Here is a 12,920-nt window from a genome sequence, read left to right on the forward strand (position 1 = left end):
TTGTTTCAGGGTAGAAGCTCGCCGGCCATCCCTGCGCCTTTGCGGCGTCGGGACGACCAGCGGAGCGGTATCAGGCGCTCTGGCGCAGGCGGGCGATATCGCGCTGTGGCGGCTCGCCGAACAGACGGCTGTATTCGCGGCTGAACTGCGAGGGGCTCTCGTAGCCAACGCGGCTGCCGGCGGTGGCGGCGTCCAGCGCCTCGGAGAGCATCAGCCGGCGCGCCTCCTGCAGGCGCAGCTGCTTCTGGAACTGCAGCGGGCTCATGGCGGTGACCGACTTGAAGTGATGGTGCAGCGCCGAGGTGCTCATGTTCACCTCACCGGCCAGGGCGCCGATCTGCAACGGGCGGTGATAGTTGTTCTTCAACCAGCTGACGGCCTTGGCGATGCGCTGGGTGTGGCTGCCGACGCAGGCGATCTGGCGCAGTTGCGCGCTGCGCTCGCCCAGCAGCAGGCGATAGAGGATCTCGCGCTCGACCAGCGGCGCCAGCACGGCGATGTCATCCGGGGTGTCGAGCAGGCTCACCAGGCGGATCAGCGCATCCTGCAGCGGCTCGTCCAGGCTGCACACCGAGATGCCCCGCGCGGAGCTGGTGACCATGGGCGAACGCTCCATCTCCAGGAGCATCTGGCTGATGAGCGCGGGCTCCAGGTTCAGGCGCAGGCCGAGGTAGGGCACCTCGGGGCTGGCATCGAGGATCTGGCCGATCACCGGCAAATCGAGGGAGACGATCAGGTACTGGGATTGGCCATAGATGTAAGTCTCGTCGTTGAGCATGGCCTGCTTGCGGCCCTGCACCACGATGCCCAGGGCGGGCTCGTAGAGACAGTGGATGGGCTCGGTGGCAGCGCTGGCGCGGAACAGCGACAGGCGCGGGATCGGCGTTTCATTGACGCCATCTTCCCGGGTGAATCGTTCAATCAATCGTGCGAGGCGTGCCTGCGCGCCCAGGGGAGCGCTTTGCCCCTGCTCTTCGAGGGTTGCGGGTGTGGTCATGGTTTCAGCCCTCCGGATCAGGCGACAACTCTACTTGCGCGCGCGGGGCGCGTCTCGGGTCCGGAAACACTTCGGCAGGATCAGGCAATGATTCTGCAGAATCCTGCTACCGAAGCGGCCACCGGCAGTCGCAGACTGGCGCCCCTTCGACCCCGGGCCGATGCCGCCCAAACGAAATCCGGCGCACAAGGCGCCGGATCGGGTACAGCAGTCGCGGTTCAGTCGGCGACGTGGATCACCACGCGGCCACCGGCCGGGCAGGTTTCCATGTAGCGGCTCGCCTCGACGAAGTCGGCGAACTCGAAGACCCGGTCGATGCTCGGCTTGAGCAGGCGGTCGCCGGTCATCTGGTTGATGTGGGCCAGGGCCCGCTGCACGGCAGCCTCGTCACGCTCCAGGCCGGTTTCCGGATCACCGGTGAAATCCATCACGCAGTGGCGGAAGAACTGCAGGTGCTTCTTGAAGGCGGCGCAGGCCGGGAAGGCCGCATCGTTGCCACCGTTGATGCCATAGAGGATCAACTTGCCGCGCGGCGAGGCGACATCGCCCAGCAGCTTCATCTGCGGGCCGGCGCACTGGTCCAGCACCACTTCGACGCCCTTGCCGGCGGTGAAGCGCTCGACCTCCAGGACCAGGTCCTGCTCCTCGGTGACGATGACCTTGTCGGCGCCCAGCTCTTTAAGGAACGGGCGGCTCTCCGGGTAGCTGGTGGAGGCGATGACGATCGCCCCCAGCGCCTTGGCCAGCTGCACCGATTGCGGTGCCAGGCAATGCCCGGCCTCGGTGATCAGCACGTGCTGCCCGGGCTTGACCTTGGCCAGCTCGACCAGGGCGAAGTAGCCCAGCAGCAGCGGCGTGTAGTGCACGGCGGCCTCGACCGGGGTCAGCACGTCCGGGTAGCGGGTCAGGGCGCGGCGCGGCATCAGCACGATGTCGCCCCAGGCCGGATAGGTATTGGGGGTGGCGGACGGAAAGCTGGCCACGGCCATGCCGGGCTGCAGGTCGTCGACGCCTTCGCCGACGGTCTCTACCACACCGGCCAGCTCGAAGCCGAGCCCGGCAGGCAGCCGGGCCTGTTCGGAGGCCAGGTTCTGCCGCCAGAGCACGTCTTTCCAACTGACGCCCAGCGCCTGGGTGCGCACCAGAACTTCGCCGAACCCCGGTTTGGGGGTGGGCAGCTCTTCCAGCTTGAGCACATCGGCCTCGCCGAATTGATGAAAACGGATCATGCGGGACATCACACACCTCGCCTGTGACTCTGTCATGGCCATGGACTCTATCCGGGCTTTATCCCTAAAACCACCCGCGCGCATCAATAGTTGTCATAAACGCGGATGATGTGAGCCTTGACGACCGCGCTGCAGAGCCTCATTTTTCACACACTCATTTCGGAAGTAGCCCTGCATGAACAGGAACGACCTACGTAGAGTTGACCTCAATCTACTGATCGTGTTCGAGACGCTCATGCATGAGCGCAGCGTGACACGGGCGGCGGAGAAGCTCTTCCTCGGCCAGCCCGCCATCAGCGCCGCCCTCGCGCGGCTGCGTACCCTCTTCGATGACCCGCTGTTCGTGCGCACCGGCCGCAGCATGGAGCCGTCCGCCCGCGCGGTGGAGATCTTCGCCCTGCTCTCCCCAGCCCTGGACTCCATCTCCACGGCCGTCAGCCGGGCCGCCGATTTCGACCCGGCCACCAGCAACGCGGTGTTCCGCATCGGCCTTTCCGACGACGTCGAGTTCGGCCTGCTGCCCGCCCTGCTCCGCCGCCTGCGTGCCGAAGCGCCGGGCGTGGTGCTGGTGGTGCGCCGCACCAACTACCTGCTGATGCCCAACCTGCTCGCCTCCGGCGAGATCTCCGTGGGTGTCAGCTACACCGACGAGCTGCCGGCCAACGCCAAGCGCAAGACCATCCGCCGCTCCAAGTCCAAGCTCCTGCGTGCCGACGCCGTACCCGGGCCGCTGAGCCTGGAGGACTACTGCGCGCGCCCCCACGCGCTGGTGTCCTATGCGGGCGACTTGTCCGGCTTCGTCGACGAGGAGCTGGAGAAACTGGGACGCAAGCGCCGCGTGGTGCTGGCCGTGCCCCAGTTCAACGGCCTCGGCGCCCTGCTCGCCGGGACCGACATCGTCGCCGTGGTGCCCGACTACACCGCCGCCGCCCTCACCGCCGCCGGCGGCCTGCGCGTGGAGGACCCGCCCTACGGCAGCCGCGCCTTCGAACTGTCCATGGCCTGGCGCGGCGCCCAGGACAACGACCCCGCCGAGCGCTGGCTGCGCTCGCGCATCCAGATGTACTGCGGCGACCCGGACAGCCTGGAGTGATCCGCACCCGCGTGCGCAGCGCTCCCCGCGCCACCGAACCCGTAAGGTGGGCCGGGCGGTGTTCCGCTTCAGCCCACCCATGGTCGCCGCGCCAAAGCTTCGCGAGCAGAGCTCGCTCCTACAGCACCGCTTGGCGACTGAAGTCGCCCCTACAGCCCCGCCGCACGTACGCGACCGCTGCATAGGGTGGATGACGCTTTTTTCATCCACCAGCGGAGCCCGCCATGACACTGATGGGAGCGGTTTCAACCGCGAAAGGCATCGCGAATGAATTCGCGCCTACAAGAAGCACCCGCGCGCGCCCCGAATCGATGAAAAGCAACAGTCATTCGCTTCTATCGATAGAACCGCCCCGATTCGCCGTTGCAAGCAATCCCGTGAATGCTCGAAAACCGTGCAGCGGACCGCTGAAATCCCCATTCCAGGGCGGTTTTCCAGGGCAAGCCACTTACTATCAATGGAAAAAAGCGATTCATCACTGACGGTGATATTTATCTTCGTGGCGTTCGATTCGTGCGCGAACGAGCCAGCCAGCAGACTCCGCCCATCTACAAATCCAATTGGCGGAGCTACACATGGAACAGTCCACGAAATCCACCTGGCGAACCGGCCTCACCCTCGCATCCCTGCTGGTGCTGGTGGCGTGCGGTAAAGCCCCCGAAGCCACGCTTGCACCCGCTGCCGCCAAGGTCAGCGTGGCCGAAGTGCTGCAACAGCCGATCAACGAATGGGACGAATTCACCGGCCGCCTGGAGGCACCGGAATCCGTCGAGATCCGCCCGCGCGTTTCCGGCTATATCGACAGCGTGTCCTTCCGCGAAGGCAGCCTGGTGAAGAAGGGCGACCTGCTCTTCCAGATCGACCCGCGCCCCTTCCAGGCCGAAGTGAAACGCCTCGAAGCCCAGCTGCAACAAGCCCGCGCCAGCCAGACCCGCGCGCTGAACGAAGCCCGTCGCGGTGACCGCCTGCGCCAGAGCAACGCCATCTCCGCCGAGCTGGCCGATGCCCGCAGCAGCGCCGCCCTGGAAGCCCAGGCCGCCGTCGCCGCCACCCAGGCCGAGCTGGACAACGCCAAGCTCAACCTCAGCTTCACCCGCATCACCTCGCCCATCGACGGCCGCGTCAGCCGCGCCGAGATCACCGAAGGCAACCTGGTCAACGCCGGCCAGTCGCTGCTGACCTCGGTGGTGTCCACCGACAAGGTCTACGCCTACTTCGATGCCGACGAGCGCGTCTTCCTCAAGTACGTCGAACTGGCCCGCCAGGCCGGCGGCGACGCCCGTGGCGCCAGCCCCGTCTACCTGGGCCTGACCAGCGAGACCGGCAACCCGCACCTGGGCCAGCTGGACTTCCTCGACAACCAGGTCAACCCGCGCACCGGCACCATCCGTGGCCGCGCCGTGTTCGACAACAAGGACGGCCGCTTCACCCCCGGCCTCTATGCCCGCATCAAGCTGGTGGGCAGCGAAACCTACCCCGCCGCGCTGATCAAGGACGACGCCATCGGCACCGACCTGGGCAAGAAGTTCGTGCTGGTGCTGGGCGAGAACAACACGGTCGCCTACCGCTCCATCGAGCTCGGCCCGAAGGTCCAGGGCCTGCGCATCATCCGCAACGGCCTGGCCAAGGGCGAGAAGATCGTGGTCAACGGCCTGCAGCACACCATGCCCGGCGCCACCGTCGATCCGCAGTCCGTGCCCATGGCCGACGAGAGCACCCTCGCCGAACTGGCCCGCCTGCGCCAGAGCGTGGAAAGCCGCGACGCGCCCCGCGTCGCCGAACAGAACGCCAAACCTGCCGTCGCTCCGCGCGGTTGAGGTAGCACGACATGAATTTTTCCCAGTTCTTCATCCTGCGGCCGATCTTCGCCGCCGTGCTGTCGCTGCTGATCCTGATCGGCGGCGCCATCTCGCTGTTCCAGCTGCCCATCAGCGAATACCCCGAAGTGGTTCCGCCCACGGTGGTGGTACGCGCCAACTTCCCCGGCGCCAACCCCAAGGTGATCGGCGAGACCGTGGCCTCGCCCCTGGAGCAGGCCATCGTCGGCGTCGAGGGCATGCTCTACATGTCCTCCCAGTCCACCAACGACGGCAAGCTGACCCTGACCATCACCTTCGCCCTGGGCACCGACCTGGACAACGCCCAGGTGCAGGTGCAGAACCGCGTCACCCGCACCATGCCCACCCTGCCCACCGAGGTGCAGCGGCTCGGCGTGACCGTGGACAAGGCCTCCCCGGACCTGACCATGGTGGTGCACCTGACCTCGCCCGATAACCGCTACGACATGCTCTACCTGTCCAACTACGCCGCGCTCAACGTGAAGGACGAGCTGGCCCGCCTGGACGGCGTGGGCGACGTGCAGCTGTTCGGCATGGGCAACTACTCCCTGCGCGTCTGGCTGGACCCGAACAAGGTGGCCTCGCGCAACCTCACCGCCACCGACGTGGTCAACGCCATCCGCGAGCAGAACCGCCAGGTCGCCGCCGGTGCCCTCGGTGCGCCGCCGTCCGATGCCGGCAACAGCTTCCAGCTCTCGATCAACACCCAGGGCCGCCTGGTCACCGAGGAAGAGTTCGAGAACATCATCATCCGTGCCGGCGACGACGGCGAGATCACCCGCCTGCGGGACGTGGCGCGCATCGAGCTGGGCTCCAGCCAGTACGCCCTGCGCTCGCTGCTGAACAACCAGCCGGCCGTGGCCATCCCGGTGTTCCAGCGCCCCGGCTCCAACGCCATCGAAATCTCCGACTCCGTGCGCAACCGCATGGCCGAGCTGAAGAAGAGCTTCCCCCAGGGCATGGACTACGAAATCGTCTATGACCCGACCATCTTCGTGCGCGGCTCCATCGAAGCGGTGGTGCACACCCTGCTCGAAGCCATCGTGCTCGTCGTGCTGGTAGTGATCCTGTTCCTGCAGACCTGGCGCGCCTCGATCATCCCGCTGGTGGCCGTACCGGTCTCGCTGATCGGCACCTTCGCGGTGATGCACCTGTTCGGCTTCTCCCTCAACGCCCTGTCGCTGTTCGGCCTGGTACTGGCCATCGGCATCGTGGTGGACGACGCCATCGTCGTCGTAGAGAACGTCGAGCGGAACATCGGCCTCGGCAAGTCGCCGGTGGACGCCACCCGCCAGGCCATGAAGGAAGTGACCGGCCCCATCGTCGCCACCGCCCTCGTGCTGTGCGCCGTGTTCGTGCCCACCGCCTTCATCTCCGGCCTCACCGGGCAGTTCTACCAGCAGTTCGCCCTGACCATCGCCATCTCCACCGTGATCTCGGCCTTCAACTCGCTGACCCTGTCCCCGGCGCTCGCCGCCGTGCTGCTGAAGGACCACCACGCGCCCAAGGACCGCTTCTCGCGCATCCTCGACAAGCTCTTCGGTGGCTGGCTTTTCGGCCCGTTCAACCGCGTCTTCGAGCGTGCCGGCAACGGCTACGTCGGCACCGTGCGCCGCGTGCTGCGCGGCAGTTCGGTGGCCCTGCTGGTCTACGGCGGGATCCTGGTGCTCGGCTACATGGGCTTCTCCAGCACCCCGGCCGGCTTCGTGCCGCAGCAGGACAAGCAGTACCTGGTGGCCTTCGCCCAACTGCCCGACGCCGCGACCCTGGATCGCACCGAGGCCGTGATCAAGCGCATGTCCGAGATCGCCTCCAAGCACCCGGGCGTGGAAAACACCGTGGCCTTCCCCGGCCTGTCGATCAACGGCTTCACCAACAGCCCCAACAGCGGCATCGTGTTCACCCCGCTCAAGCCCTTCGATGAGCGCAAGGACCCGTCCATGTCCGCCGGGGCCATCGCCGCCGAGCTGAACAAGGAGTTCGCCGGCATCCAGGACGCCTACATCGCCATCTTCCCGCCGCCGCCCGTACAAGGCCTCGGCACCATCGGCGGCTTCCGCCTGCAGGTGGAGGATCGCGGCAACCTGGGCTACGAGGAGCTGTACAAGCAGACCCAGAACATCATCAACAAGGCGCGCCAGCTCCCCGAGCTGAACCCCATGTCGGTGTTCACCAGCTACCAGGTCAACGTCCCGCAGGTGGATGCCAACATCGACCGCGAGAAGGCCAAGACCCACGGCGTCGCCATCAGCGACATCTTCGACACCATGCAGGTCTACCTCGGCTCGCTGTATGCGAACGACTTCAACCGCTTCGGCCGCACCTACCAGGTCAACGTCCAGGCCGACCAGCCGTTCCGCCTCGAACCCGAGCAGATCGGCCAGTTGAAGGTGCGCAACAACCGTGGCGAGATGATCCCGCTGTCCACCTTCGTCAAGGTCGACAACGCCTCCGGTCCCGACCGCGTGATGCACTACAACGGCTTCATCACCGCCGAGATCAATGGCGCTGCGGCCCCCGGCTACAGCTCCGGCCAGGCCGAGGCGGCGATCGCCAAGCTGCTGCAGGACGAGCTGCCCAACGGCATGACCTACGAATGGACGGACCTGACCTACCAGCAGATCCTCGCCGGCAACACCGCGATCTTCATCTTCCCGCTCTGCGTGCTGCTGGCCTTCCTGGTGCTGGCCGCCCAGTACGAAAGCTGGAGCCTGCCGCTGGCGGTGATCCTGATCGTGCCGACCGTGCTGTTCTCCGCCATCGTCGGGGTGATCCTCGCCGGTAGCGACAACAACATCTTCACCCAGATCGGCCTGATCGTCCTGGTGGGCCTGGCGTGCAAGAACGCCATCCTCATCGTCGAGTTCGCCAAGGAGAAACAGGAAGAAGGCCTCGACCGCCTGGCTGCGGTACTGGAAGCCTGCCGCCTGCGTCTGCGCCCGATCCTGATGACCTCCATCGCCTTCATCATGGGCGTGGTGCCCCTGGTGCTCTCCTCCGGTGCCGGCGCCGAGATGCGCCACGCCATGGGTGTAGCGGTGTTCAGCGGGATGATCGGCGTGACCTTCTTCGGCCTGCTGCTGACCCCCGTGTTCTATGTGCTGATCCGCGGCTTCGTCGAGAAAGGCGAAGCCCGCAAGGCGGCCAAGGCCCAGAAACTCAAGGAACTGCACGCATGATCAACAAGGCTTTCGCCCCTGCCCTGCTGGCCCTCGCCTTGAGCGCCTGCGCCGTGGGCCCGGACTACAAGGCCCCCGACAGCGAGCCCGCGCGGCTCGCTGCCGCGGACGCCGGCCACTACGACCGCGCCCGCTTCGAAACCCTCTGGTGGCAACAGTTCGACGACCCGACCCTGAACCAGCTGGTGCAGCAGTCCCTCGAACAGAACCGCGAGCTGCGCGTGGCCTTCGCCCGCCTGCGGGCCGCCCGCGCCATCCGTGACGACGTCGGCAACGACCAGCTGCCGACCGTCACCAGCCGCGCCAGCGCCGAAGTCGGCAAGGGCCAGCAGCCCGGCCAGACCGAGCAACGGGTCAACGCCGAGCGCTACGACCTGGGCCTGGACATGGCCTGGGAGCTGGACCTGTTCGGCCGCATCCAGCGCCAGATCGAAGCCAGCGATGCCGAGATCGGCGTCGCCCAGGCCGAGCTGCAACAGCTGCAGGTCAGCCTGATCGCCGAGCTGGTGGACGCCTACGGCAACCTGCGCGGCGCCCAGCTGCGTGAACGCATCGCCCGCGAGAACCTGAAGAACCAGCAGGAATCCCGTGGCCTGACCGAGCAGTTGCGTGACGCCGGCGTCGGCAACGAGCTCGACGTGCTGCGCGCCGACGGCCGCCTGGCCGCCACCGAGGCCACCCTGCCGCAACTGCAGGCCCTCGAAGTGCGCTCGCGCAACCGCATCGCCACCCTGCTCGGCCAGCGCCCGGAACAGCTGACCGTGGACCTGGCGCCCAAGCCGCTGCCGGTGATCGCCAAGGAACTGCCCATCGGCGACCCCGCCGAGCTGCTGCGTCGCCGCCCCGACGTCGCCGCCGCCGAGCGCCAACTGGCCGCCGCCACCGCCAATGTCGGCGTGGCCACGGCGGACCTGTTCCCCCGCGTCAGCCTCTCCGGCTTCCTCGGCTTCACCGCCGGGCGCGGCTCGCAGATCGGCTCCTCCGCCGCCCGCGCCTGGGGCGTGGCGCCGACCATCAGTTGGGCCGCTTTCGACCTCGGCAGCGTGCGGGCCCGCCTGCGCGGTGCCGAAGCCGAGGCCGACGGCGCCCTGGCCGGTTACGAGCAGCAGGTGCTGCTGGCCCTGGAAGAGTCCGAGAACGCCTTCAGCGACTACGCCAAGCGCCAGCAGCGGCTGATCTCCCTGGTCCGCCAGTCGGAAGCCACCCGCGCCGCCGCCCAGCAGGCCGCCGTGCGCTACCGCGAAGGCACCGTGGACTTCCTCGTGCTGCTGGACGCCGAACGCGAGCGCCTGGCCGCCGAAGACGCCCAAGCCCAGGCCGAAGTGGAGCTCTACAGCGGCATCGTCGCCATCTACAAGGCCCTCGGCGGCGGCTGGCAGCCCCAGGCCTGAACCTCTCCTCCTGGCTCGGCCGCCCCCCGGCCGACCTCTCGCCCCGCGACGGTGCCCCTGTCGCGGGGCTTTTTTTGCCTGAAGAGTTCCACCGTAGGTTGGCGCCGAGCGCAGCTAGGCCCAACGCCGTGGTGCCGCCGAAAAGCACGGCGCAATGGCAGACCTGCGGCCTGCTGGGCGAATGAATTCGCCCCTACAGGGAGCGCGCGGCTCCATCGTGGGAGCGAATTCATTCGCGATGGGGCATCCCGCCCCATTCACAGCCCGCTGCCGGCGGCGAATCCTTCGCGGCTGAAGCCGCTCCCACAGGGGGTGCCCGTGCCGTTGTAGGGGCGAATTCATTCGCCAAGCGGTGCGCAGCACCGCCGGCCCCCCTCATCGCAACGGCGAGAAACGCGCCGGCAGGCACAGGGTGGAGTGCATGTCGCGCAGCTGCGGGCCGGAGTTTTCCGGCGGCCAGACGCCATCGGCAACGGCGCGGGTGCGCACGTCGAGGCGCTGCTCGAGGCTCGCGTAGGGCCAGATGTGCAGGTAGCGCGGGGTGCGCCCGTCGGTGGCATAGAAGGCCGCATAGACCTGGGAATAGCCCGCGCCGGTACGCGGGCCGACCGCCTTCTTCCAGCCTTCCAGGGTCGGCGCCAGGCCGGAGGGGACCAGGTCGTACACCCGCAGCTCGTAGAACGGCCCATGCGCACCCGGCGCCAAGGGTTCGAGGAAGGGGAACAGCGTGTAGTTCTCCACCTTCATGTCGGTCATGAAGCCTTCGATGCCGAAGGCGTCCCGCGCCAGCAGGTAGCGCTCGCGCTCGGCCTGACGGGCCTGCTCGTCGGCGAAGCCGCGCAGCACGATGACCTGGTTCAGCGGGCCGATCTCCGAGGCCCAGCAACCCATCAGGGTCCAGCCGGGGCTGCCGACGGCCAGGGTCTCTTCCAGGCGCGCCAGGGCATCGGCCGTGGTGCGCACGCGCAGGGTGAAGGTGATCAGTTCGAACAAACGCATGGGTGCCTCGTGGTCCGTGGTTCATGGAAGTACGCCGGCGGGCCCGTGCCCGCCGCCTTGGAACCGGGGCCACGAGGCGCGCTCACGCCCCCTGCAGCGCCCCGTTGAAACGTGGGGCGAGCCCCATCAGGTCGAGCTTGCGGGTGAACTCGCCGAGGCGCTGCAGCTTGTAGGCCTCCACGTCCACGCCCGCGTAGTCGTAGAAACCCTGCCCCTCGCGCAGGCCGTTGCGCCCCTCGTGCATGTTGTCGGCGATCACCTGGGGCGAGGCGAAGCGCGGGTCGATGGCGCCGGCCAGGTAGCGCGAGGCGTAGTAGAGGATGTCGCCACCGCCCCAGTCGATGAACTCCAGCAGGCCCAGCACCGAGAAGCGCAGGCCGAAGCCGACGCGGATCGCCGTGTCGATGTCCTCGGCGCTGGCCACGCCCTCTTCCACCATGCGCGCGGCCTCGTTCATCGCCAGGGCCTGGATGCGCGGCACGATGTAGCCCGCCGCCGGGGCGCAGAGCACCGGCACCTTGCCCACCCGGCGCAGCAACGCCAGCAGGCGCTCGACCACAGCGCCGTCGGTGGCTGCACTGCGGCTCACCTCCACCAGCGGGATCAGGTAGGCGGGGTTGAGCCAGTGGGCGTTGACGAAGCGCCCGGGGTGGCTGACCAGCCCGGCCAGTTCGGTGACCAGGAATGTGGAGGTGGTCGAAGCGATGATGCAGTCCGCGCCGCACTGCCCGCTCAGCCAGGCGAAGCACTCGCGCTTGACCTCCAGCACCTCGGGCACCGCCTCGAACACCAGCTCCGCGCAGGCCAGGTCGCCCCGCGCCTGGTCGCGGTCGCACAGGCGCACGCGGCCCAGCGCCTCGTCCGCCTGCCCGGGCTCGAGCACGCCGAGGCGCACCAGGGTCTGCAGCTCAAGGGCCAGGCTGGCGCGCACCTTGGCGAAGTAGAGCCGCTGCTGCTCGGGCTCGCGGGCCTTGATGTCGATGAGGGTCACCGGCAGCCCGGCATGCATGAAGGCCAGGGCGATGCCTTCGCCCATGCGCCCGGCGCCGACCACGGCGATGCGCGCGGCCATCAGTGGATGCCCTCGCGCAGCAGCTCGACCATCTCCGCGCGGCTGAGCCCGTCCAGGCCCAGGCGTTCCAGGGTGCGGCCCTCGGCATAGAGGTCGAAGCCGGCCACCGCCGAGGCGATGCTCAGCAGGCCCTGGGCGACGGGCATCGGCACGCCGGCCCAGCGGCCGACCGAGACCAGGAAGGACAGGCCCAGGCGGGTGTCTTCGAGCATGTAGCGGTGGCGCTGCAGGTCGATGTCCTCGCGCCAGTCGCCACTGTCGGTGAGCTTGCCGTGGGCGCCACGGCCGTACATCCACTCATCGCCCTCGGTGGTGTTGTAGTGGTCGGCAAGGGGGAAATGCGGCGCCGGGTAGCCGAGGGCCTCACGCAACGCCATGCGCTCGGCATCCAGCGCGGTGGTCACGCGGCGGATAGCCGGCTGGGTGCCTTCGTTGTGGATGTCCCAGGTCTCGAAGTGCTCCAGCGGGCCGGCGTTCATCAGGATCAGCGGCGGGTGGATGATCGGCCCGGCGTTCATCAGCGCGCCGGCGAGGCCGTCCTCGATCGGCTCGACGCTCGGGTAGGCCTGGCGCAGCAGGGCGAAGGCCGGCTCGGTCAGGCGACTGGGGAACACCCCGGTGGGCAGGCGCGTGGCGTAGCCGCTGATCACCACCTCCGCCGCCCCGTGCTTGCGGGCGAGGTAGGGCAAGGTGCCGGTCTCGGCGAAGGCCACGTCGGCGCGGTTACCGGCATCGTGCATGGCCTTGGCGAACAGGTAGCTGCCGAAGGTGCCGGGCGGCAGGAACACCACCTGGCCGTCGCGCAGCAGCGGCGCCATTTCCGGTGCCAGGCTCTCATGGGTGGTGGACGGCAGCGGCACCACCAGCAGCTCGGCGAAGGCCACGGCTTCGGCCAGGTCGTCGGTCAGGCCGAGGTTGGCGCCCTCGCCGCCCACCGCCACCTGGCGGGTGCCCCGGTAGTCCTTCACGGTGAGGCTGCCGATCGCCGCCAGTTCCTTGAGCGCCGCGCCGTCACGCCGCCACAGGCATACGCGATGGCCCTTTTCCGCCAGTTCGATGGCGGCTGCGTAGCAACCGTGTCCACCGCCGATAACGCTGATATTCATGGGTCAAGCTCCTCGT

Annotated in this window: 10 protein-coding genes; 5 read left to right on the forward strand and 5 right to left on the reverse strand. The window is 68.0% G+C overall.

The window, feature by feature from the left end; all coding sequences use genetic code 11:
- Positions 1-70: 70 nt before the first annotated feature.
- Positions 71-997, reverse strand: a complete 927-nt coding sequence (locus HSX14_RS16870) for an AraC family transcriptional regulator (protein WP_173178085.1) — start codon at positions 995-997, stop codon at positions 71-73.
- A 218-nt stretch (positions 998-1,215) separates the two neighbouring features.
- Positions 1,216-2,235 (reverse strand): zinc-dependent alcohol dehydrogenase family protein, encoded by a 1,020-nt coding sequence (locus HSX14_RS16875; RefSeq protein WP_173178084.1) that lies wholly within the window; start codon positions 2,233-2,235, stop codon positions 1,216-1,218.
- 166 nt (positions 2,236-2,401) lie between these two features.
- Between HSX14_RS16875 and HSX14_RS16880 the strand changes: the two genes are divergently transcribed.
- The 5 genes from HSX14_RS16880 to HSX14_RS16900 all read left to right on the forward strand — a co-directional run bounded on the left by HSX14_RS16880 (position 2,402) and on the right by HSX14_RS16900 (position 9,727).
- Positions 2,402-3,319 carry a LysR family transcriptional regulator gene (locus HSX14_RS16880; protein ID WP_228723450.1) on the forward strand — a complete coding sequence of 306 codons (918 nt, stop codon included), beginning with the start codon at positions 2,402-2,404 and terminating at the stop codon, positions 3,317-3,319.
- 224 nt (positions 3,320-3,543) lie between these two features.
- Entirely contained in the window at positions 3,544-3,801 is a 258-nt protein-coding gene (locus HSX14_RS16885) for a hypothetical protein (protein WP_173178083.1), read from the forward strand.
- A gap of 93 nt (positions 3,802-3,894) precedes the next feature.
- The gene (gene mexE / locus HSX14_RS16890; RefSeq protein WP_173178082.1) at positions 3,895-5,136 is read left to right on the forward strand and encodes a multidrug efflux RND transporter periplasmic adaptor subunit MexE; all 1,242 of its coding nucleotides are present in this window, start codon (positions 3,895-3,897) and stop codon (positions 5,134-5,136) included.
- Positions 5,137-5,147: 11 nt separating this feature from the next.
- Entirely contained in the window at positions 5,148-8,336 is a 3,189-nt protein-coding gene (locus tag HSX14_RS16895; RefSeq protein WP_173178081.1) for an efflux RND transporter permease subunit, read from the forward strand.
- Complete coding sequence (locus HSX14_RS16900) at positions 8,333-9,727, forward strand: efflux transporter outer membrane subunit (RefSeq protein WP_173178080.1); 1,395 nt, start codon at positions 8,333-8,335, stop codon at positions 9,725-9,727. Before HSX14_RS16895 ends, HSX14_RS16900 begins: the two co-directional genes overlap by 4 nt.
- 375 nt (positions 9,728-10,102) lie before the next feature.
- Here HSX14_RS16900 and HSX14_RS16905 read toward each other — a convergent pair whose 3' ends face one another.
- From HSX14_RS16905 to HSX14_RS16915, 3 genes are all read right to left on the reverse strand, one after another.
- Entirely contained in the window at positions 10,103-10,726 is a 624-nt protein-coding gene (locus tag HSX14_RS16905) for an NIPSNAP family protein (protein WP_173178079.1), read from the reverse strand.
- A gap of 82 nt (positions 10,727-10,808) precedes the next feature.
- Positions 10,809-11,798 carry a 3-hydroxybutyryl-CoA dehydrogenase gene (locus tag HSX14_RS16910; protein ID WP_173178078.1) on the reverse strand — a complete coding sequence of 330 codons (990 nt, stop codon included), beginning with the start codon at positions 11,796-11,798 and terminating at the stop codon, positions 10,809-10,811.
- A complete protein-coding gene (locus tag HSX14_RS16915) occupies positions 11,798-12,904 on the reverse strand; it encodes an NAD/NADP-dependent octopine/nopaline dehydrogenase family protein (RefSeq protein ID WP_173178077.1) in 1,107 nt (368 codons plus the stop codon). The genes HSX14_RS16910 and HSX14_RS16915 overlap by 1 nt, the downstream gene beginning before the upstream one ends.
- Positions 12,905-12,920 lie beyond the last annotated feature (16 nt).

The organism is Pseudomonas tohonis (genome assembly GCF_012767755.2).
Taxonomy (GTDB): domain Bacteria; phylum Pseudomonadota; class Gammaproteobacteria; order Pseudomonadales; family Pseudomonadaceae; genus Metapseudomonas; species Metapseudomonas tohonis.